23 protein-coding genes and 1 pseudogene are annotated in these 21,462 nt (G+C 70.1%); 20 read left to right on the top strand and 4 right to left on the bottom strand.

From position 1 onward, the window contains the following. The 3 genes and pseudogenes from KV106_RS30295 to KV106_RS30285 all read right to left on the bottom strand — a co-directional run. A pseudogene (locus KV106_RS30295) lies at positions 1–75 on the bottom strand (electron transfer flavoprotein subunit beta/FixA family protein); the annotation flags it as partial. Then, the gene (locus tag KV106_RS30290) at positions 72–914 is read right to left on the bottom strand and encodes an HpcH/HpaI aldolase/citrate lyase family protein (RefSeq protein ID WP_261214717.1); all 843 of its coding nucleotides are present in this window, start codon (positions 912–914) and stop codon (positions 72–74) included. The gene KV106_RS30290 and the pseudogene KV106_RS30295, both read right to left, overlap by 4 nt. A 130-nt stretch (positions 915–1,044) precedes the next feature. After that, positions 1,045–1,977 carry a LysR family transcriptional regulator gene (locus tag KV106_RS30285; RefSeq protein ID WP_261214716.1) on the bottom strand — a complete coding sequence of 311 codons (933 nt, stop codon included), beginning with the start codon at positions 1,975–1,977 and terminating at the stop codon, positions 1,045–1,047. 158 nt (positions 1,978–2,135) lie between these two features. Here KV106_RS30285 and KV106_RS30280 point away from each other — a divergent pair, with 158 nt between their 5' ends. The 20 genes from KV106_RS30280 (at position 2,136) to KV106_RS30185 (ending at position 20,776) form a co-directional block, all read left to right on the top strand. Next, the gene (locus tag KV106_RS30280; protein WP_261214715.1) at positions 2,136–2,918 is read left to right on the top strand and encodes a putative hydro-lyase; all 783 of its coding nucleotides are present in this window, start codon (positions 2,136–2,138) and stop codon (positions 2,916–2,918) included. A 151-nt stretch (positions 2,919–3,069) separates the two neighbouring features. Next, positions 3,070–4,320, top strand: coding sequence for an ABC transporter substrate-binding protein (locus tag KV106_RS30275; RefSeq protein WP_261214714.1), 1,251 nt, complete (start codon positions 3,070–3,072; stop codon positions 4,318–4,320). Positions 4,321–4,336: 16 nt separating this feature from the next. Next, the gene (locus KV106_RS30270) at positions 4,337–5,215 is read left to right on the top strand and encodes a branched-chain amino acid ABC transporter permease (protein ID WP_261214713.1); all 879 of its coding nucleotides are present in this window, start codon (positions 4,337–4,339) and stop codon (positions 5,213–5,215) included. Between the two features lies 1 nt (position 5,216). Continuing rightward, entirely contained in the window at positions 5,217–6,236 is a 1,020-nt protein-coding gene (locus KV106_RS30265; RefSeq protein ID WP_261214711.1) for a branched-chain amino acid ABC transporter permease, read from the top strand. Further along, positions 6,233–6,973: an ABC transporter ATP-binding protein gene (locus KV106_RS30260; protein WP_261214709.1), complete on the top strand. Its 741-nt coding sequence runs from the start codon at positions 6,233–6,235 to the stop codon at positions 6,971–6,973. Before KV106_RS30265 ends, KV106_RS30260 begins: the two co-directional genes overlap by 4 nt. Continuing rightward, positions 6,963–7,670: an ABC transporter ATP-binding protein gene (locus KV106_RS30255; RefSeq protein WP_261214707.1), complete on the top strand. Its 708-nt coding sequence runs from the start codon at positions 6,963–6,965 to the stop codon at positions 7,668–7,670. The genes KV106_RS30260 and KV106_RS30255 overlap by 11 nt, the downstream gene beginning before the upstream one ends. Before the next feature lie 3 nt (positions 7,671–7,673). After that, positions 7,674–8,390, top strand: coding sequence for a 5-oxoprolinase subunit PxpB (gene pxpB, locus KV106_RS30250; protein ID WP_261214705.1), 717 nt, complete (start codon positions 7,674–7,676; stop codon positions 8,388–8,390). Beyond that, on the top strand, positions 8,387–9,379 hold the full coding sequence (locus tag KV106_RS30245) for a 5-oxoprolinase subunit C family protein (RefSeq protein WP_261214699.1): 993 nt from the start codon (positions 8,387–8,389) through the stop codon (positions 9,377–9,379). Before pxpB ends, KV106_RS30245 begins: the two co-directional genes overlap by 4 nt. A 5-nt stretch (positions 9,380–9,384) precedes the next feature. After that, on the top strand, positions 9,385–10,170 hold the full coding sequence (locus tag KV106_RS30240; protein ID WP_261214698.1) for a LamB/YcsF family protein: 786 nt from the start codon (positions 9,385–9,387) through the stop codon (positions 10,168–10,170). 11 nt (positions 10,171–10,181) lie between these two features. Next, a complete protein-coding gene (accB, locus tag KV106_RS30235) occupies positions 10,182–10,646 on the top strand; it encodes an acetyl-CoA carboxylase biotin carboxyl carrier protein (protein WP_261214696.1) in 465 nt (154 codons plus the stop codon). Next, positions 10,639–12,003, top strand: a complete 1,365-nt coding sequence (gene accC / locus KV106_RS30230) for an acetyl-CoA carboxylase biotin carboxylase subunit (protein ID WP_261214694.1) — start codon at positions 10,639–10,641, stop codon at positions 12,001–12,003. The genes accB and accC overlap by 8 nt, the downstream gene beginning before the upstream one ends. Then, entirely contained in the window at positions 12,000–12,407 is a 408-nt protein-coding gene (locus KV106_RS30225; RefSeq protein ID WP_261214692.1) for a hypothetical protein, read from the top strand. The genes accC and KV106_RS30225 overlap by 4 nt, the downstream gene beginning before the upstream one ends. Before the next feature lie 104 nt (positions 12,408–12,511). Next, positions 12,512–13,801: an aminotransferase class I/II-fold pyridoxal phosphate-dependent enzyme gene (locus KV106_RS30220; protein WP_261214691.1), complete on the top strand. Its 1,290-nt coding sequence runs from the start codon at positions 12,512–12,514 to the stop codon at positions 13,799–13,801. Positions 13,802–13,838: 37 nt separating this feature from the next. Then, positions 13,839–14,759, top strand: a complete 921-nt coding sequence (locus tag KV106_RS30215) for an amino acid ABC transporter substrate-binding protein (RefSeq protein ID WP_261214690.1) — start codon at positions 13,839–13,841, stop codon at positions 14,757–14,759. Positions 14,760–14,876: 117 nt separating this feature from the next. Then, positions 14,877–16,355, top strand: a complete 1,479-nt coding sequence (locus tag KV106_RS30210; protein ID WP_261214688.1) for an aldehyde dehydrogenase — start codon at positions 14,877–14,879, stop codon at positions 16,353–16,355. 45 nt (positions 16,356–16,400) lie between these two features. Continuing rightward, positions 16,401–16,919 (top strand): thiamine pyrophosphate-binding protein, encoded by a 519-nt coding sequence (locus tag KV106_RS30205; protein ID WP_261214686.1) that lies wholly within the window; start codon positions 16,401–16,403, stop codon positions 16,917–16,919. Between the two features lie 8 nt (positions 16,920–16,927). Next, positions 16,928–17,533, top strand: coding sequence for a thiamine pyrophosphate-dependent enzyme (locus tag KV106_RS30200; RefSeq protein WP_057590186.1), 606 nt, complete (start codon positions 16,928–16,930; stop codon positions 17,531–17,533). 22 nt (positions 17,534–17,555) lie between these two features. After that, positions 17,556–18,248, top strand: a complete 693-nt coding sequence (gene can, locus KV106_RS30195) for a carbonate dehydratase (protein WP_057590185.1) — start codon at positions 17,556–17,558, stop codon at positions 18,246–18,248. 91 nt (positions 18,249–18,339) lie between these two features. Next, positions 18,340–19,344 carry a Bug family tripartite tricarboxylate transporter substrate binding protein gene (locus tag KV106_RS30190; protein WP_261214675.1) on the top strand — a complete coding sequence of 335 codons (1,005 nt, stop codon included), beginning with the start codon at positions 18,340–18,342 and terminating at the stop codon, positions 19,342–19,344. A gap of 19 nt (positions 19,345–19,363) precedes the next feature. Then, complete coding sequence (locus KV106_RS30185; RefSeq protein ID WP_261214673.1) at positions 19,364–20,776, top strand: FAD-binding oxidoreductase; 1,413 nt, start codon at positions 19,364–19,366, stop codon at positions 20,774–20,776. Positions 20,777–20,795: 19 nt separating this feature from the next. On the opposite strand, the gene KV106_RS30180 is transcribed toward KV106_RS30185, so the two are convergent. Continuing rightward, entirely contained in the window at positions 20,796–21,428 is a 633-nt protein-coding gene (locus KV106_RS30180; protein ID WP_261214671.1) for a Rossmann-fold NAD(P)-binding domain-containing protein, read from the bottom strand. Positions 21,429–21,462: the final 34 nt, after the last annotated feature.

Here is a 21,462-nt window from a genome sequence, read left to right as displayed (position 1 = left end):
GCCCGTGCCGTCGCTCTTGACGCGCACCTTCACGTTGTAGTCGACGACCCGCTTGACCGCGACGAAGGCCTTCATGCCTGCGCTCCCGCCGTGCCGGCCAGCTTCAATGCGCGTTCGCCGGCTTCCTGCACGATCGCCTGGGCACGCATCATGACGGGGCGGTCCACCATCTTGCCGTCCACCGCGACGGCGGCACCCGCCGAACGCGCGGCCGCCTCGAGCACGCGGCGCGCCCAGGCGAGTTCCTCGGCGGTGGCGCAGAAGGCCGCGTTCACCGCGCCCACCTGCTTCGGATGGATGCACAGCTTGGCGCCGAAGCCGAGCCGCCGCGAACGCAGCGTGTCGGCCGTGAGCGCGGCCTGGTCGTCGATCGAGGTGCTGACGCCGTCGATCGGCGCGCCCAGCCGGGCCAGGCGTGAGGCCATCACCAGTTGCGCGCGGTAGGGCAACAGCTCGAGCTCGTCGCCCGAGATGCCCAGGTCGAGCTGGAAGTCGATCGAGCCGAACACCAGCCGCTGCACGCCCTGCGCCCGCGCGATGGTGTGGACGTTGTGGAGCCCGGCCGCGGTCTCGATCATCGGAAACACCGCCGTGCCCGCGCCGATGCACGACACGCTGAACACCTCGTCGATGCGCTCCGTCTTGGGCAGCATGATGCCGGCCACGCCCGGCAGCCGGGCCAGCGCCAGGTCGTCCTTGAACCAGGGCGTGTCGGCCGCGTTGATGCGGATGATCACGCGATGGTGGGCGGCCAGCCAGGCGGCCACGGAATGGCGCGCCTCGGTCTTGTTCTCGGGAGGCACCGCGTCCTCGAGGTCGATGACGACGGCATCGGCGCCGCAGGCCAGCGCCTTGTCGAAGCGGTCGGGACGGTTCGCGGGCACGAAGAGGAAGGAGCGTTGGGGCAGTGTCATGGTTTCGCCAGTGAGTTCGCCATGAAGGATGCCCACCGCGCCCGCGCCGCGCAATTTGCGGTTCCACAAGCCGCCATTTCGCGTGGCCAAACACCGTCTTGTGCGACGCAGCAAAATACTTGAACAAAAATCAGCCGAGGTACTTCACCCAGGTGCTTCCCTGCCGGCGGCAATAGGCCTTGCAGGTGCGATGGATCAGCTCCGAGACCTGCGAGACCACGGCCGGCGCGTTGCGCAGATGGCAGGTGGCGATGCGGAACGGCGGCGGCGGCGGCAGCCGCGCGAGCTCGACCAGTTCGCCGCGCTCGATGTGCTCGCGCACCAGCACCGCCGGCATGATGGCCACGCCGATGCCTTCGCGCGCGAGCGCGACCAGCCCGGCCATCGAGGGCGATCCCGTGATGCGCAGGTCGCTCGCCGCGAGGCCCTGCTGGTCGCACAGCTGCTGCACCATGCGCACGGCATCGATGTAAGGAATGCTGCCCCGCATGACGGTCAGGATCTGCGTGCCCAGCACCCTGCGCAGGGGATCGCGCGCTGAGATCAGCCCGCGGCGCGCGATCCACTGCATCGGTATCTCCATGAGGTGCCGGCTCACCGCGGATGGGTCGTCGTTCTCTCCCACCACGCGGATGATGAGGTCGGTGTCGCGCTGCAGCAGCTGGTCCGCGAGGTGCGAGGTCAGGTCCACCGTGAGGTCCACCTCCAGGCGCGGAAAGCTGGCGGCGATGGTCTTGATGAGCTCGGGCAGCACGGTGTGAACCACCGTCTCGTTGATGCCCAGCCGCACGCGGCCCAGGCCCATGTCGTCGGCATTGGCCGCGCTCTCGAACTTCCGCAATGCCTGCACCAGGCTCTCGGCATAGGGCATCAGGCGCACGCCCTCGGCGCTCAGGCGCAGCGATTTCTTCTCGCGGTCGAACAGCTGGATGCCCAGGCTCTCCTCGAGCGACTGCAATCGCATCGAGATGGCGCCGGGCGTGGTGTTCAGATGGTCCGCGACGCGGCGCACGTTGCCCATGCGGGCCAGCAGGATGAAGGACTCGACGAACTTGATGTTCATGACGTTGTTGGTGCGGGGTGCACCGATCAGGCTTCGAACGCGCACAGGCGCGGTGCGGAGTTGTTCAATATTTTTGAACAAATTATCTACAAATACTCGTTGGACGCGAACCGAAGCTCTAAATACATTTGCGTCATGTTCTTCGAAAGACAAACGCCATGACCATCTGGACCTCGCCCCAGGCCTTCCGTCGCGAGATTCGTGAAGGTCGATTCACCCAACAGACCGGCGGCCAATGCCCGGGCTTCACGCAGGGCAACGTGGCCATCCTGCCGGCGGACTACGCCGCGGAGTTCCTGAACTTCGCGCGCCTCAATCCGAAGTCCTGCCCGGTGATCGGCGTGACCCAGCCCGGCTCGACGCGCGTGCCGGAACTGGGCGACGTCGACCTCATGAGCGATTGCTCGGCCTACTGCGTGTTCCGCGATGGCGAGCTGGTGGGCGAGGCCGCGAACCTGCGCGAGCTCTGGCGCGAGGACCTGGTGGGCTTCGTCATCGGATGTTCGCTGTCCTTCGAAGAAGCATTGAGCGAGGCCGGCGTGCCGCTGCGGCACCAGGAGCAGGGCACGATGGTGCCGGTCTATGCAACGCAGATCCCGAACCAGCCTTCGGGCCGCTTCGGCGGGACCATGGTCGTCAGCATGCGGCCGATGAAGGCCGCCGATGCCATCCGCGCCATCCAGATCACGTCGCGCTTCCCGAGCGTGCACGGCGCGCCCGTGCACATCGGCGATCCCTCGCTGATCGGCATCCGCGACCTCGCCAGGCCGGAGTACGGCGGATCGGCCGAAGTGCGTGCTGGGGAACTCCCGGTGTTCTGGGCCTGCGGCGTCACGCCGCAGCAGGCCATCCGCTCGGCGCGCCCGCCGCTGGCAATCACCCACAAGACCGGCCACATGGTGATGACGGACATCCGCAACAGCCATCTCGCCGTGATCTGAAGCGCGCCGCGCGAGCGGCCTCCCCACCGACTTACTGACCTTGCATCGCTGCGCCAAGGCGATGCGGGCGGCTGGCCGCGCGCGGCCGGGCCCCGCCTTGCCCGAAGCAGCCATCACCCGTTTTTTCACACCAACGATTGAGGACCCGAAGATGAATCGCAGAGACCTTGTTTTGCAGCTGGGCAGCATGGCTGCCCTGGCGGTGTCCGGCGCGCCCACGGCCTTCGCGGCCGGCGAGGACATCGTGATCGGCGCCATCTATCCGATGAGCGGCCCCAGTGCCCAGGCGGGCGTCGATGCCAAGCACGCGATGGAGACGGCGCAGCAGATCATCAACGAGGTGCAGAAGATCGACCTGCCCGGCGCGGAGAACGCCGGCATCAAGAGCCTCGGCGGCCGCAGGATCCGGCTCGTGTTCGCCGACCACCAGGTCGATCCGCAGAAGGGCCGCGCCGAAGCCGAGCGCCTGATCACGCAGGAGAAGGCGGTGGCCATCGTCGGTGCCTTCCATTCCTCCGTGTCCGCGACGGTCAGCACCGTGTGCGAGCGCTACGGCGTGCCCTACCTCTGCGCGGATTCGACCTCGCCGAGCCTGCATCGCCGCAACCTCAAGTTCTTCTTCCGGCCCTCGCCGCACGACGAGATGTTCTCCGAGGCGATGTTCGATTTCCTCGACCACCAGCGCAAGCAGGGCAAGTCGATCCAGACGATCGCGCTGTTCTACGAGGACACGATCTTCGGCACCGACTCCTCGAACATCCAGCGCAAGCTGGCGGGCCAGCGCGGCTACAAGGTGGTGGCCGACATCAAGTACCGCGCCAACTCGCCCTCGCTGTCGGCGGAAGTGCAGCAGCTCAAGAGCGCCAACCCCGACGTGCTCATGCCCTCGTGCTACACGACAGACGCGATGCTGCTGACGAACGCATCCACGCAGCTGGGCTACAAGCCGCGCAGCATCGTCGCGCAGGCGGCCGGCTACGTGGAGAAGTCGGTGCTCGACGCGGTCGGCGACCGGCTGCAGGGCATGATCACGCGCGCCGCCTTCGCGCTCGACACCGCCGGCCGGCGGCCCTCGATCGGCCTGGTGAACCAGATGTTCAAGGAGCGTTCGGGCCGCGACCTGAACGACCAGACCTCGCGCGAGTTCATGGGCCTCATCGTGCTGGCCGATGCGATCGAGCGCGCCGGCTCGCTCGAGGGCGAGAAGCTGCGCGCCGCGCTCGCCGCCACCGACATCCCCGGGGAGCGCACGATCATGCCGTGGTCGCGCGTGAAGTTCGACGCCAGCGGCCAGAACACCTTCGCCGACGTGGTGCTGCAGCAGTACCGCGGCAAGGATTTCGTGAGCATCTTCCCGACGGCCGTGGCCATGGGACAGGCCGTCTGGCCCATGAACGGCTGAGCCGATCGGTCACGCCATGAACGCTCAAGCGCTTGCGCAAGTCCTGGCCAGCGGCCTGCTGATGGGGCTCATGTATGCCCTCATCGCCGTCGGGCTCTCGCTGATCTTCGGCCTGATGGACGTCGTGAACTTCGCGCACGGCGAGTTCCTGATGATGGGCATGTACCTGACCTTCGGTCTGGCGGTGTTCATCCACCTGGACCCGCTGCTCGCCGCGCCGCTGGTCGCGGGCGTGCTGTTCATCGTCGGGGCGCTGGTCTACATCGGCATCGTGCGCCATGCGATGCGCGCCAAGGCGAACATCGGCATGGTCCAGATCTTCGCGACCTTCGGCCTGGGAACGCTGATGCAGGGACTGGCGCAGTACTTCCTGACGCCGGACTATCGACAGATCTCCGGTGCCTGGCTGACCAACAGGACGCTGGAGATCGGCAGCGTCTTCCTGCCGCTGCCCCAGGTCGCGGGTGCCGCGGTCTCGCTGGTCGCCTTCGGCGGGCTCTACCTGCTGATGTCGAGGACCGACTTCGGCCGCGCCATCGAGGCGACGCGCGAGGACCAGGGCGCGGTTGCGCTGGTCGGCATCGATCGCAGCCGCATCTTCGCGCTCGGCTGGGGGCTGGGCCTCGCATTGGTGGGCATCGCGGGCGCGATGCTGGCCAACTTCTACTACATCCATCCGCAGGTCGGCGGCGCGTTCAGCGCCATCGCCTACGTGGTTGTGGCGCTCGGTGGCTTCGGCAGCGTCTTCGGCGCGCTGGCCGGCGGCGTGATCGTGGGCCTCGTCGAGGCCGTCACCACGCTGGTGCTTCCACCCTCCCTCAAATCCGTGGGCGTCTATTCGCTCTACCTGCTGGTGGTGCTGCTGCGCCCCAGCGGACTCATCGGGAAATCCTGACATGACCACAGCGACCTTGCCGGCCGACGGCACGACGGCGGCGGACGGCTACGCGGCGCGACGACGGCGCCAGCTGCGCGACGGCGTGCTCGTGACCGCGGCCATCGCCTGCCTGCCCGCCCTGGTGGGCAGCAGCTACCTGCAGAACGTGCTGATCCTCACGCTGATGTATGCCGCGCTCTCGCAGAGCTGGAACATCCTCGGCGGCTACTGCGGCCAGGTGTCGCTCGGGCACGCGCTGTACTTCGGCGTCGGGGCCTATGCGACCAGCGTGCTCTACGTGCACTACGGCGTGCTGCCCTGGGGCGGCATGCTGGCGGGCGGCATCCTCGCCGCGCTGCTGGCGATGGCGCTGGGCTGGATGTGCTTCGGCCTCAAGGGCCACTACTTCTCGATCGCGACGCTGGTCATCGCCGAGATCGCGCTGCTGCTGGTGCACAACTGGGACTTCGTCGGCGGTGCCATGGGCATCCAGTGGCCGATCGGGCCCGACAGCCTGGCCACGCTGCAGTTCGCGCGCAACAAGCTGCCGTACTTCTACTGCGTGCTGGCGCTGTTCGCGCTGACCTGGGTCATCACCTTCGTGGTCGAGGGATCGAAGTGGGGCTACTGGTGGCGTGCCGTCAAGGACAACACGCAGGCGGCCGAGAGCCTCGGCGTCACGGTCTTCCGCTCGAAGACGGCGGCCGCGGCGCTGTCGGCCTTCCTCACCGCGATCGGCGGCAGCTTCTACGCGGCCTTCGTGGCCTACATCGATCCCGACAGCGTGATGCACTTCAGGTTCTCGCTGCTGATCGTGCTGCCGACCGTGCTCGGCGGCATCGGAACGCTGTGGGGCCCGCTGGTCGGCGCGGCCATCCTGATCCCGCTCACGGAGCTGACGCGCAGCTACATGGGCGGCTCGGGCTCGGGCCTGGACCTGATCATCTACGGCGCGCTGGTGATGGCGATCGCGATCTGGCGCTCGGAAGGCATCGTCGGCTACGTGCGCGGCCGCCTCGAGCGACGGAGGAACGCATGACGGACAGCGCATTGCCGATCCTGCGGCTGTCGAACATCTGGCAGAAGTTCGGCGGCCTGGTCGCGAACGCGGAGGTCACGCTCGACGTGAAGCGCGGCGAGATCCTCGGGCTGATCGGCCCCAACGGCGCGGGCAAGTCCACGCTGTTCAACCTGATCGCGGGCGCCACCTCGCCGGTCGAGGGGCGCATCGTGTTCGACGGCCAGGACGTGACGCGCCTCGATGCGCCGCGCCGCTGCGCGCTGGGCATCGGGCGGACCTTCCAGGTGCCGCGCTCCTTCGACTCGATGAGCGTGCTCGACAACGTGGTGGTGGGTGCCTTCACGCGCCATGCCCGGGCGCGTGCCGCGCGCGCCGCCGCGCTGGATGCGCTGGCGTTCACGGGCCTCGAGCACCGCGCCGCGGTGTCGGCCGGCGAGCTCACGCCGCCCGAGCGGCGCCGGCTCGAGGTCGCGCGCGCCCTGGTCACCGAGCCCAGGCTGCTGCTGCTCGACGAGGTGATGACCGGCCTGACGCCCAGCGAGGCGCGCCTGGGCGTGGAGCTCATCCGCCGCATCCGCGACCGCGGCATCACCGTGATCATGGTCGAGCACGTGATGGAGATCGTGATGCCGCTCGTGGACCGCGCCGTGGTCCTCAACCTCGGGCGGATCCTGAGCCAGGGGACGCCCGGCGAGGTCGTGCGCGATCCCGCGGTCATCGCCGCCTACCTCGGAGATAGCCACCGTGCTGCTTGAAGTCAACCACCTCACCACCGCCTACAACGGGCTGATCGCGATCTCGGACATCTCGCTCGGCGTCTCCGAGGGCGAGATCGTCGTCGTCGCGGGTGCCAACGGCGCGGGGAAGTCGACGCTGCTGAAGTCCATCGCCCGCATGGAGAAGCCGAACGCGGGCACGGTGTCTTTCGATGGCACGCGGCTCGACGACCTCGCCGCGCACCTGGTGCCCGCGAAGGGCCTGGCCTACGTGCCCGAGAACCGGCGGCTGTTCCCGCGGCTGTCGGTTGCGGACAACCTGCGCCTGGGCAGCTACCTGCACCGCGCGAAGGCGGACCGCGAGTCGCCGCTGCAGCAGGTCTTCGACCTGTTCCCGCGCCTGAAGGAGCGCCTGTCGCAGCGCGCCGAAACGCTGTCGGGCGGCGAGCAGCAGATGCTCGCGATCGGCCGCGCGCTGATGACGCGGCCCCGGCTGCTGATGCTCGACGAGCCCTCGCAGGGCATCATGCCCAAGCTCGTCGACGAGATCTTCCGCGCGGTCCGGACCATCCGCGACAGCGGCGTGACCGTGCTGCTGGTCGAGCAGCGGCTGGTCGAGAGCCTCGAGATCGCCGACCGGGCCTACGTGCTGCAGACCGGGCGCGTGATCCTCTCGGGACCGGCCGCAGAGATCCGCGCCAACCCCGACGTGCGCCGCGCCTACCTGGGGATGTAGCGCATGGCGAGGCACAGCATGCCGGCCGAGGGCCGGCCATCCAGCGAACGCCCGCAGGCCGCGCCGCGCCTGAGCCCGGCCGGCACCGGCGCGCTGCTGTTCGATGCCGCGGGCGAGGACTTCAGCCCCGCATGCCAGGCGCGGATCCTGGACATGGCGGCCCGGCTCGCGGGCGCGGACTCGGTGGACGGGATCGTCGAGGCCACGCCCGGCCTCAACAACCTGCTGCTGGTGTTCGATCCCTTCGTGCTGCCGATGGAGGGGGCGCGCGCGCTGCTGTCCGCGTTGTGGCAACGCGCCGACGGGCAGGCCCGCGCCGGCAGGGAGATCGATGTTCCCGTGGTGTACGGCGGGCGCGCGGGCCTCGACATCGCGGCGCTCGCGTCGGCCGCGGGCCTGGACATCGAGGGCTATGCGCGGCTGCACAGCGCGGCCGTCTATTCGGTGGCCTGCATGGGCTCCTATGCGGGCTTCGCCTATCTCTCGGGCCTGCCGCCGGCGCTGTTCGCGCCGCGGCGGCCGGTGCCGCGCAAGGAGATCGCGAGCGGCTCGGTGATCGTCGGCGGCGCGCAGGCGGGCGTGATGCCCTGCACCGGGCCCTCGGGCTGGCATGCGATCGGGCACTGCGAGCTCGCGATGTTCGATCCGGCCGCCGAGCGGCCCTGCCTCTTCGCGCCGGGCGACCGGGTGCGCTTTCGCATCGAGCGGGTGGACGCATGATCGAGATCCTCTCGAGCGGCCTGCCGAACGTGGTGCAGGACCTGGGCCGCACCGGCCACCTGCGCATCGGCGTGAGCCGCAGCGGCGCGATGGACGCGCTGGCGCTGTCGGCCGCCAACGGGCTGGTCGCGAACGAGGCGGCCGCGGCCGGCATCGAGATCGGCCTGTTCCCCTTCAGGCTGCGCTTTCGCGCCGACCTGCGCTTCGCCTGCACGGGCGCCGATGCCGGCATCGCGCTCGATGGCCGCGCGCTGCCGCCGTGGTGGTCGGCGTCGGCCACCGCGGGCCAGACGCTGGAGATCGCGGCGCCGCGGCGCGGCGCGCGCGTCTACCTCGCGTTCTCGGGCGGCATCGACGTGCCCCTGGTGCTGGGCTCGCGCTCGACCGACCTCAAGGGCGGCTTCGGCGGCCTGGAAGGGCGCGGCCTGCGGCGCGGCGACCTGCTGCCGTTGCGCCCGCCGCGCGCCACTCAGGCCACCCACGCCACCGGCGGGCACACCGGCATCCTGCCGGCCTCGCTGCCGCGCTTCTGGCAGGAGCTCGCCGCGGGATGCATCGTCGTGCGCGCGGTCGCGGGTGCCGAACACGAGCACTTCACCGAGGCCTCGCGCGCCGCCTTCGCGAACGAGGCCTACGAGGTGACGCGCGAGGCCAACCGCATGGGCTATCGCCTGTCGGGCAGCGCACTCGCACTGCAGCGGCCGCTCGAACTCTTCTCGCACGGCATCCTGCCGGGCACCGTGCAGGTGCCGCCCTCGGGCCAGCCGATCGTGCAGCTCGCCGAGGCCAACACCTGCGGCGGCTATCCCAAGATCGCCCACGTGATCGACATCGACCTCTGGCGCCTGGCGCAGGCCCGGCCCGGCACGCGCGTGCGCTTCGAGCTGCTCGATCCCGCCGACGCGCTCGCGCAGGCCGCCGTGGAGACCGCGCGCTGCGATGCGTTGAAGCAGGCGCTGCGACGCCCCCATTCCCCCTTTACCGACTGACACCCATGGACTCTTCCATCCCGACTTCCCCACCGCGCAGCATCGATCTGAACTCGGACATGGGCGAAGGCTTCGGCGCCTACCGGATGGGCGACGACGACGCGATCCTCGAGGTCGTGAGTTCCGCCAACGTGGCCTGCGGCTTCCATGCCGGCGATCCCGACGTGATGGCGCGCACCTTCGCGCTGGCGAAGATCCGCCAGGTCGCGGTCGGCGCCCATCCCGGCTACCAGGACCTGGCCGGCTTCGGACGCCGCGGCATCGCCTGCAGCCCGGCGGAGATCGAGCGGCTGGTCGCCTACCAGGTCGGCGCGGCCCAGGGCCTCGCCGCCTACAGCGGCCATCGCCTGACCCATGTGAAGGCCCACGGCGCGCTCGGCAACCTGACGCAGACCGATGCCGAGGTCGCGGCCGCTGTGAGCCGCGCGATCCGCGCGGTCGATCCCTCGCTGGTCTGCCTGGTGATCGCGCGCGGCCACCAGGAGCGCATCGCGCGCGAGCTGGGGCTGCAGGTGCGCAGCGAGATCTTCGCGGACCGCGGCTACACCGAGGACGGCCACCTGGTCTCGCGCAAGATCCCCGGCGCCGTGCTGCACGACGCGCAGGAAGCGGCGGCGCGCGTGCTGCGCATGGTGCGCGCCAACGCCATTGAAACGGTGTCGGGGCGGCTGCTGCCGACCGCCATCGATTCCATCTGCGTGCACAGCGACACGCCCAGTGCCGTGGCCATGGCCCGCGCCGTGCGCCAGGCGCTCGAGTCGGCGGGCATCGCGATCCGTTCCTTCGCCTGAGCCGCGCGACCATGGACATCGATTTCATCGACCGGTTGATCGGCCTCGTCGAGCGTTCGTCGCTCGTCGACCTCGAGTACAGCGAGAACGGCACGCGCGTGCGGCTGACGAAGGGCGCGCCGGAGGCGGCCTCGTTGCCTCCCGTCGTGCGCGAAGCCACGGCGCTGGTGCCCGTCGCCGCGCCGGTGGCGCCACCCACCGCACCCGCTGCAGCCGCACTGCCGCACACGCAGCGTGCCGGCATCGTCGGCACCTTCTATCGCGCCTCCGCGCCCGGGCAGCCGCCGTTCGTGCAGGTCGGCGACATCGTCGCGGAAGGGCAGCCGCTCGGCCTGATCGACGCCATGAAGATGCTCAACCAGGTCGAGGCCGAGCGCGCCGGCCGCATCGTCGCGATCCTGGTCGAGGATGGCGGCGCGGTGGACGGCCAGAGCCCGCTGTTCCAGATCGCGCCCGTGGAGGCCACCGATGTTTGACACGGTGCTGATCGCCAACCGCGGCGAGATCGCGCTGCGCATCCTGCGCGCCTGCCGGATGCTCGGGCTGCGCACGGTCGCGGTCCATTCGGAGATCGATGCCGGGCTGCGCCATGTCGCGCTGGCCGACCAGGCGCTGTGCATCGGGCCCGCGGCCTCCGCGCGCAGCTACCTCGATCCGAAGGCGATCCTCGACGCGGCGGTGCTGACCGGCGCGGGCGCGATCCATCCGGGCTATGGCTTCCTGTCGGAGAACGCGGGCTTCGCGCAGGCGGTGCAGGACGCGGGCCTGGTGTTCGTGGGCCCCGATGCCGCCGCCATGCGGCGCATGGGCGACAAGGTCAGCGCCAAGCAGGCGATGCTGGCGGCGGGCGTGCCCTGCGTGCCCGGATCGCAGGGCGCGCTGCCGCCGGACCCGGCGGCGGTGCAGGCGATCGGCGATGCCATCGGCTATCCGCAGATCGTCAAGGCCTCGGGCGGTGGCGGCGGGCGCGGCATGCGCGTGGTGCGCCGCGCCGACGAACTGCTGCAGGCCGTGGCCATGACGCGCGAGGAGGCCGGCCGCGCCTTCGGCAATCCAGAGGTCTACGTGGAGAAGTTCCTCGAGCATCCGCGCCACATCGAGATCCAGGTGATCGCCGACGCGCACGGGCATGCGGTGTGGCTCGGCGAGCGCGACTGCTCGATGCAGCGGCGCCACCAGAAGATCATCGAGGAATCGCCCGCGCCGGGCATCGACCGGGCCGCCATCGCGCGCATCGGCGCGCGCTGCGCCGAGGCCTGCGTGCAGATCGGCTACCGCGGCGCCGGCACCTTCGAGTTCCTTTACGAGCACGGCGAGTTCCACTTCATCGAGATGAACACGCGCGTGCAGGTCGAACATCCGGTGACCGAGCTCGTGAGCGGCATCGACATCGTGGTCGAGCAGCTGCGCATCGCGCGCGGCGAGCCGCTGTCCTTCTCGCAGGACGACGTGGTGCTGCGCGGCCATGCGATCGAGTGCCGCATCAACGCCGAGCATCCCTGGCGCTTCACGCCATCGCCCGGGCCGGTGCGGCGCTGGCTGCCGCCGGGCGGGCCCGGCGTGCGCGTCGATTCGCATCTCTACAGCGGCTGCGAGGTGCCGCCGAACTACGACTCGCTGGTGGCCAAGCTGCTGACCCATGCGGCGACGCGCGACGAGGCCATCGCACGCATGCGCGGCGCGCTCGACGAGACCCTGGTCGAGGGCATCGAGACCACGGTCGCGCTGCACCGGCGCCTGATGGACGAGCCGGGTTTCGGTGCCGGCGGCTTCGACATCCATCACCTCGAGCGCCTGCTCGAAGCGGGCACGCTGCAGGGAGCGACGGCATGAAGCACGAACGCATCGCCCATTGGGTGCGACGGCTGGAGGCGAGCGGGATTCGCGGCTTCGAGCTCGAGGAGGAGGGCTGCGTGCTGCGGCTGCGCTTCGGCGCGGCCGCAACGGTGCCTGCCACACCGCATGCCGACGTCGCACCTTCGACCGCGCATGCCTGCGTGCGCGCACCGTCGGCCGGCGTGTTCCACGCGGAGCACCCGTTGTCCGGCGATGCCCCGCGCGGCGAGCGGCCCGTGCGCGACGGCGACATCGTCGGCTTCCTCCGCGTCGGCGAGGCGATCGCGGCCGTGCTCGCGCCCTGCGATGGCCGCCTCGGTGCACCGCGGGTGGCCGACGGCACGCTGGTCGGCTGGGGCCACGCGCTGTTCGACATCGTCCCCGCGCCTCGCCTGCCTTGAGGGCTCGCGAAGTGTCCGTTTGCGAATCTCAAATAGCGCGTGGCCCCCGGATACGGGAAGCTTCGCGCGCCGGCATGGAACGTCATGCCCACGACCACAGACCCATGAACGAACTGATCCACGCTTCACCAGCGGCACTCGACACCTTGCATCGACAGTGGGCGCAGGCCCATGAAGCGCTCTGCGCGAATCCGCTGAAGCTCAGCATGGCGCGCGGCGTGCCGTCGGCCGAACAGGTCGCGCTGTCCGAAGGTTTGCTGGCGCTGCCCGGCACGCAGGACTTCCTCGCCGAGGACGGCACCGACTGCCGCAACTACATGGGCCTGCAGGGCCTGCCCGAAGCGCGCCGGCTGTTCGCCTTCATGCTCGGCGTGCCGCCCGAGCAGGTGGTCGCCGGCGGCAACTCGAGCCTGTCGATGATGTACGACTGCGTCTCGCACGCCTGGCGCGCCGGCGTGCCCGGCGGCAGCGAGCCATGGCATGCCGTGCCCTCGGGCGTCGCCTTCCTCTGCCCGGTGCCCGGCTACGACCGCCACTTCGCGATCTGCGAGGCCTTCGGCATCCGCCTGATCCCGGTGCCGCTGCACGACGACGGGCCCGACATGGAGGCGGTGCGCGCCCATGTGCAGGACCCGTCGGTGCGCGGCATGTGGTGCGTGCCCAAGTACAGCAACCCGACCGGCGCCGTGTATTCGGATGCGGTCGTCGAGGCGCTCGCGTCCATGCCCACGGCCGCGCCGGACTTCCGCCTGTTCTGGGACAACGCCTACGGCCTGCACCACCTCGGCGTGGAGGAGGTGCAGATCGCGAACATCGCCGAGCGCTGCGCGGCGCACGGCCATGCGAACCGGCCGCTGGTGTTCGCCTCCACCTCGAAGATCACCTTCGCCGGTGCCGGCGTCGCGCTGTTCGGCGCCTCGCCCGAGAACCTGCGCTGGTGGCTCGGCCATGCGGCGGTGCGCAGCGTGGGTCCCGACAAGCTCAACCAGCTGCGCCATGTGCGCTTCCTGCGCGATCGCGTGGGCCTCGAGATGCTGATGCTGCGCCACCGCGCCCTGCTGGCGCCGCGCTTCGACCGCGTGCTGGATGTGTTCGAGCGCGAACTGGGCCCGCTGGGCATCGCGCAATGGACGCGCCCGCGCGGCGGCTACTTCATCGCGCTCGACGTGCAGCCGGGCGCGGCCCGCCGCGTGGTCGAGCTCGCGGGCCGCGCGGGCGTCACGCTCACGCCGGCCGGTGCGCCGTTCCCGGGCGGCATCGATCCGCTGGACCGCACGCTGCGCATCGCGCCGTCCTCGCCGTCGATCGAGCAGCTGGGCCGCGCCGCCGAAGTGGTCGCGCTGTGCGTGCGGCTGGCTGCCGCCGAACAGCTGGTGGCGGCGCGCGCTGCCTGAACTCCCTTTTTTCCCATCCTCCGCTGGAGCTCCCCGCATGAAGAAGAAACAAGCATCGATCCTGGCCGTCTCCGCGTTGGCGGCACTGGCCGCGCTGACCGCCGGCAGCGCGCTCGCGCAGGCCAACGACACCCTCGCCAAGGTCAAGGCCTCGGGCGCCATCACCGAGGGCGTGCGCGAGTCCTCGGGCCTGGCCTACACGCTGGGCAATGGCCAGTACACGGGCTTCCACTTCGACGTCTGCGCCAACATCATCAAGGACCTCGAGAAGTCGCTCGGCCGCAAGCTCGAGGTCAAGTACCAGCCCGTGACCTCGCAGAACCGCATCCCGCTGGTGCAGAACGGCACCGTCGACCTCGAGTGCGGCTCGACCACCAACAACGCCCCGCGGCAGAAGGACGTGGCCTTCGGCGTGACCACCTACATCGAGGAGACCAAGATCCTCGTGAAGGCGAATTCGAGCATCCATGCGCTTGCGGACCTCAAGGGCAGGACGGTCGTCACCACCACCGGCACCACGCCGCTGCAGACCCTGCGCAAGCAGAAGCGCGCCGAGAACCTGAGCTTCTCCGAGGTCTACGGCAAGGACCATTCCGACAGCTTCCTGCTGCTCGAGTCCGACCGCGCCGACGCCTTCGTGCTCGACGCCTCGGTGCTGGCCTCGCTGGCGGCCAAGTCGAAGTCGCCGAAGGACTTCAGGCTGCTGCCCGACGTGCTGGCCGTCGAGCCCATCGCGATCATGATCCGCAAGGACGACCCCGCGTTCAAGGCCGTGGTGGACGAGAGCATCAAGGCCCAGGCCAGGTCGGGCGAGCTCGCCAGGCTCTACGACAAGTGGTTCCTGAAGCCGATCCCGCCCGTGGGCGTGACCATCAACCTGCCGCTGGGCGAAGCCACGAAGAACGCCTGGGCCAATCCGAGCGACAAGCCGGCGGAAGCCTACGTGGCCAAGGAATAGGCCCGCGCAACCGTCCCATGCCCTGTTCGTCGCGCCGCCTTGATCACTCCTGAAGTGCCTGTTTGCGAATCGCAAATGGCGCCGCGCGCATCGATGTAGGAAGCTTCGTCCACCGATATGAAACGCTACTCACACTGGATCGACGGACAGGATGCCGCCCCCCTCGGCGGTACCTGGTTCGAAACACACAACCCCTACACCGGCGAGGCCTGGGCCGAGATCGCCTCGGGCAGCGCGGCCGACGTGGACGCCGCCGTGCAGGCGGCGCACCGGGCCTTCACCGAAGGCCCCTGGGCCAGGCTCACGGCCACCGAGCGCGGTGCGCTGCTGCGCCGCGTCGGCGACCTGATCGCCCGCGATGCGCGCCGGCTGGCCGAGATCGAGGTGCGCGACAACGGCAAGCTGCTGGCCGAGATGCTGGGGCAGCTCAACTACATCCCCCAGTGGTTCTACTACTTCGGCGGGCTGGCCGACAAGGTCGAGGGGCGCGTGATGCCGCTCGACAAGCCGGGCTACTTCAACTTCACGCGCCGCGAGCCGCTCGGCGTGGTGGCCGCCATCACGCCCTGGAACTCGCCGCTGCTGCTGGCCACGTGGAAGATCGCCCCCGCGCTCGCCGCGGGCTGCACGGTGGTCATCAAGCCCTCGGAGTTCACCTCGGCATCGAGCCTGGAATTCGCCCGGCTGTTCGAGGAGGCGGGCTTTCCCGCCGGCGTGGTCAACGTGGTCACGGGCTTCGGCCGCGAGGTGGGCGCCACGCTCGTCGAGCATCCGCGGGTCGCGAAGATCACCTTCACCGGCGCCGACGCCACCGGCCGCGCCATCAACGAGGCGGCCGCGCGCCAGTTCAAGCACGTGAGCCTGGAGCTCGGCGGCAAGTCGCCCAACATCGTCTTCGCGGACGCGAACCTCGACGACGCCGTGAACGGCGCGGTCTCGGGCATCTTCGCCGCCACCGGCCAGACCTGCATCGCGGGCTCGCGCCTGCTGGTGCAGGACGCGGTGTACGACGAGGTGGTCGAGCGCCTGCTGGCACTGGCGCGCACCGCGCGCATGGGCGACCCGATGTCGATGGACACCCAGGTCGGCCCGGTGACCACGCGGCCCCAGTACGACAAGGTGCTGAGCTACATCCGGATCGCGACGGGCGAGGGCGCCCGGCTGCTGCTCGGCGGCGGTCCCGCCACGGGCGAGGCCTGCGGCACCGGATGGTTCGTGCAGCCGACGATCTTCGGCGACGTCGACAACGGCATGCGCATCGCGCAGGAAGAGGTCTTCGGCCCCGTGCTCTCGATCATCCGCTTCAAGGACGAGGACGACGCCGTGCGCATCGCCAACGACGTGCGCTTCGGGCTCGGCTCGGGCGTGTGGACGCGCGACATGGGCCGTGCGTTCCGGATGTCCGAGCGGTTGCAGGCCGGCATGGTGTGGATCAACACCTACCGCGCCGTGAGCTTCATGTCGCCGTTCGGCGGCTACAAGGATTCGGGCCTGGGCCGCGAGAACGGCATGGACGCGATCAACGAATACCTGCAGACCAAGAGCGTCTGGATCAACACCGGCGCGGCGACGGCCAACCCCTTCGTCATGCGCTGAGCATCGATCCCTTCTTTCCATCATTCACCACCTCCACTCACTCCCATGTCCACCATCGATTGGCCTCAGCAAATCTTCGAAGGCTTCAAGAACCTCGGCGTCCGGCAGGTCGCGTACGTCCCCGACGCGGGCCACAGCCAGCTGATCCGCATGTGCGAGGCGGACCCCGGGATCCACGCGGTCTCGCTCACCACCGAGGAGGAGGGCGTCGCGATGCTGGGCGGTGCCTGGCTCGGCGGCGACCGCGGCGTGCTGCTGCTGCAGTCCAGCGGCGTCGGCAACTGCATCAACATGCTGTCGCTGCAGCACGAGACGCGCATGCCGCTGTTCATGGTCGTGACGATGCGCGGCGAATGGGGCGAGTTCAACCCCTGGCAGGTCGCGATGGGCAAGTCGACGCAGGCGGTGCTCGAGGACTCGGGCGTCTACGTGTACCGCGCCGATACGCCCGAGGAGGTTCCGCCCACCGTGCTCGCCGGCGCGAAGTTCGCCTACCAGACCGGGCGCAGCGTCGCGGTGCTGATCGGGCAGCGCGTCATCGGCACGAAGAATTTCAACAAGTGAGCATCGCCATGTCATCCACAGCAAAGAACCAAGCCGTCCTGAATCGCCGCGAAGTGGTGGCGCGCATCCTTCGCGACCGGGGCGAGGCGCTGGCCATCACCAGCCTGGGAAACCCGACCTTCGACGTGGCCGCCGCGGGCGACGGTCCGCAGAACTTCTACCTCTGGGGCGCGATGGGCGGCGCCGTGATGGTGGGGCTGGGCCTGGCCCGCGCGCAGCCGAAGAAGCGCGTCATCGTGTTCGTTGGCGACGGCGAGATGATGATGGGCCTGGGCTCGCTGGCGACCGCCGCGGTCGACCGCACCGAGAACCTCACGGTCGTCGTGATCGACAACGAGCACTACGCCGAGACCGGCATGCAGCCGGCCCATGCGGGCCGCGGCGTCGACATCACCGAGGTGGCCAAGGCCACGGGCTTCCCGCAGGCGCTGACGGTGCGCACGGCCGCGGAGCTCGAGGAGGCGGTCGACAGGATCCTCCACGGCCAGGGCCCGGTGCTCGCGACCATCAAGGTCACGACGGATCCCGCGCCGACGGCGCTGCCGCCGCGCGACGGCCCGTTCCTGCGCAGCCGCTTTCGTACCGCGCTGCTGGGTGCCGAAGCGCACGTCTGAGGCCCGCGGCCCCGCGCAGACCATGGACGCGCTGAGCAAGCTGCTGGCGAAGAACCGCGACTGGGCGAGCGAGGTCGAGACGAGCGAACCCGGCTTCTTCTCGTCGCTGCTGCGCCAGCAGGCACCCAAGTACCTGTGGATCGGATGCGCCGACAGCCGCGTGCCCGCCAACGAGCTCGTGGGCCTGCGGCCCGGTGAGCTCTTCGTGCACCGCAACGTCGCGAACGTGGTGGCGCATTCGGACCTCAACTGCCTCGCGGTCGTGCAGTACGCGGTCGACCTGCTGAAGGTCGAGCACGTGATCGTGGTGGGCCACTCGGGCTGCGGCGGCGTCGGCGCGGCGCTCCGGGGCCTGCGCATCGGCATCGCGGACGCATGGATCCGCCACGTGGCCGACGTGCTCGAGAAGCATGCCGCCTGGTTCGACGAGGTGCCCGAGGAACGGCGGCTGGACGCGCTGTGCGAGCTCAACGTGGTCGAGCAGACGCTCAACGTCTGCCGCACCGGCGTGGTCCAGGACGCCTGGCGCCGCGGCCAGCCGCTGATGGTGCATGGCTGGGTCTACGGGCTGCACAACGGCTGGCTCAACGACCTGGAGATGACCGTGGCGCGCCCCGAGGACATCGAACGCTTCCATGCGTGCGCGATCGCGTCGATCCGATCGCGCCACACGGCGCCGGCCCGCGTGCCGGAAGCCGCCGTCGAGACGAGCTGATCTTTCTGTTGCCGCGAGGACACCTTGCTGCCGAACCGCCGGCGGCCGGAGCGCGGCCGCCTGCCACACAACAACCAACCGGAGACATCACATGCACCCCATCCAGCGCACACCGAACACGAAGGGCCGCCGCCTCGCCGCCGCGGGCCTCCTGGGCCTCGCGCTCGCCTCCACCTTCGGCCTGCCGGCACGCGCCGACACCGACTACCCCGACAAGCCCGTGCGCCTGATCGTTCCCTTCCCGCCGGGCGGCGGCGGCGACAAGCTGGCGCGCGTGCTGGCGCCGACGCTCGGCGAGCTGCTCAAGACCAGCGTCATCATCGACAACCGCGCGGGCGCCAACGGCAACATCGCGCTGCAGGCGGTGGCGAAGTCCAGGGCCGACGGCTACACGCTCGGCCTCACGCTCACCGATCACATCGCGCTGAGCCCGTCGCTCTACGACAAGCTGCCCTTCGACCCGGTGAAGGACTTCCAGCCGATCGGGCTGATCGCCTCCACGCCCTATGTGTTCACGGTCGACGCGGCCAGCGGCGCGGCCCATCTCGGGGCTGCCATCGCGAAGGCGAAGAAGGACCCGGGTTCGGTGAGCATCGGCTATCCCACCGTGAGCCCGCTGCTGGCGACCGAGCTGCTGCAGAAGCAGTCGGGCGCGAAGTTCAACCTGATTCCCTACCGCGGCATCGCCCAGGGCATGCCCGACATGCTGGGCGGCCGGCTCGACGCCTGGGTCGGGACCAGCGTCACGATGCGCGGCTTCATCGACGGCGGCAAGGTGCGCGGCATCGCCGTCACCTCGGCGCAGCGCTCGCCCGCGCTGCCGGGCGTGCCGACGATCGCGGAGAGCGGCTTCCCGGGCTTCGAGCTCGTGAGCTGGTACGGCATCGTGGCGCCGGCCGGAACGCCGGCGGCGATCGTCGCGGTGCTGAACGCCAAGCTCAACGAGACGCTGCGCACGCCCGACGTGAAGGCCAAGCTCGAGGCCGATGGCGCGCTGATCCTCGGCGGCGCGCCCGAGCAGCTCTCGCGTGCCCTGCGCGCGGACATGGACCGGCTGGGCCCGCTGATCAAGGCCGCCGGCATCAAGCCCGAGTGACGCGCTGGGTGCAGTCCGCATGAACCCGGTCGACCTCATCGCCCATCTGCGGTCCGTGCTCGGGCCGACCCAGGTGCTCAGCGCCGACCTGGCCGTCCACGAGGCCGACTGGCGCGGCATCTGCCGCGGGCGCGCGCTGGCCGTGGCGCGCCCGGACACGACCGCCGGCGTCGCGGCGACGCTCGCGGCCTGCGCGGCCGCGGGCGTGAGCGTCGTGACCCAGGGCGGCAACACGGGACTGGTCGGCGGCGCGGTGCCCGACGACTCGGGCACGCAGCTGGTGCTGAGCACGGCGCGCCTGAACCGCGTGCGCGAACTCGACCGGCACAACCAGACGCTCACGGTGGAAGCCGGTTGCATCCTGCAATCGGTGCAAGAGTCCGCGGCGGCCGCCGGCTTCCTGTTCCCGCTGAGCCTGGCCGCGGAAGGCAGCTGCACCATCGGCGGCAACCTCGCGAGCAACGCCGGCGGCACGCAGGTGCTGCGCTACGGCAATGCGCGCGACCTGTGCCTGGGCCTGGAAGTGGTCACGCCCGACGGCCGCGTCTGGGAAGGGCTGTCGGGCCTGCGCAAGGACAACACGGGCTACGACCTGCGCAACCTCTACATCGGCAGCGAAGGCACGCTGGGCATCATCACCGCGGCCACCTTGAAGCTGTTCCCGCGTCCCGTCGCGCAATCGACGGCGTGGGTGGCGGTGCCGTCGGCGGCGGCGGCGCTCGAACTGCTCGCGCTGGCGCGCGAGCGGCTCGGCGCCTCGCTCTCGGGCTTCGAGCTCATGGGGAGCGAAGCGCTCGCGCTGGTCGCGCTGCACTTTCCGGCTTTCAAGGCGCCGTTCTCCGGCGACACGCCCTGGTGCGTGCTGATCGAGCAGTCGGCCGAGGGCTCGCAGGCGCAGGCACGGGCGCTGTTCGACCAGCTGCTGGAGCAGGCGCTGGTGCTCGAAGTCATCACCGATGCGGTGATCGCCGAGAGCATCGACCAGTCGAACCGGCTGTGGCATGCGCGCGAGTCGATCCCGCTGGCGCAGGCCAGGGAGGGGGCGAACCTCAAGCACGACATCTCGGTGCCGATCTCGCGCATCCCGGCGTTCCTCGAGGCCACCGACCGCGCGCTGCGCGACGCGCTGCCCGCGATCCGCCTGATCACGCTGGGCCATGTGGGCGACGGCAACCTGCACTACAACATCCAAGGCCCGCCGGGAGCGAGCGCCTTCGACGAGGCACAGGCGGCGCTGATCTCGCGCGTGGTCTACGACGGCGTCGCGGCCCACGGCGGATCGATCTCGGCCGAGCACGGCATCGGGCAGTCGAAGCTGCGGGAGCTGCGAAGGACCAAGTCGCCCGTGGCCCTGGCGCTGATGCGGGACATCAAGCGCGCGCTCGATCCCCGCAATCTCCTGAATCCCGGGCGGCTGCTCGAGCCGGACTGACCACGCGGCAGCTTGCCGCTCAATGCATGGCGTCGGAGGAGATGAGGTGGCAGCCGGGCTTCGCGGCGATGGCCGCGTCGAGCAGCGCCGCGGCGATGGCCTGTGCCGGATTGACGCGCCATCGCGCCGGCAGCACCGGTCCCAGGCGCCGCGCCAAGGTCAGCGCCATGCCTTCCGCGCGCCTTTCTTCATGGCGCTCGCCACCGATCAGGCTGGGCCTGCAGATCGTCAGCGAGCGGAATCCGATCGCGCGGATGTCCCGCTCCACCTCGCCCTTGGTGCGCGGGTAGAAGAAGAGGGAGCCGGCCGACGCGCCCATGGCCGTCACGATCGCGAAGGTGCCCGTGCCGGCGGCGTGCGCCGCCTTGCCGAAGGCGACCGGCAGTTCGTGGTCGACGCGGCGGAAGGCCTCCTTCGAACCAGCCTTGGCCTGCGTCGTGCCCAATGCGCAGACCACGGCATCGGGCCGGTGCGCGACGCAGGCCGGCACCAGCTCCTCGAGCTTCAAGGCGACCGGGTTGACCAGCCTGGCGTGGGCCGCGAGTGGCATTCGCGTGGGCGCGATCACCTCGGAGAAGGCGTCGTTCGAGAGCGCGAGCTGCAGTGCCCGGCCACCCACCAATCCCGTCGCACCCAACAGCAGCAGTTTCATGTCGATCGCCTCGCGCGGTTCACCGGGGGCCATT

Source organism: Variovorax endophyticus (assembly GCF_025376855.1).
Lineage (GTDB): Bacteria > Pseudomonadota > Gammaproteobacteria > Burkholderiales > Burkholderiaceae_C > Variovorax.
The sequence above is the reverse complement of the archived record's forward strand: the minus strand, read 5'-3'. Positions and strand labels throughout refer to the sequence as shown.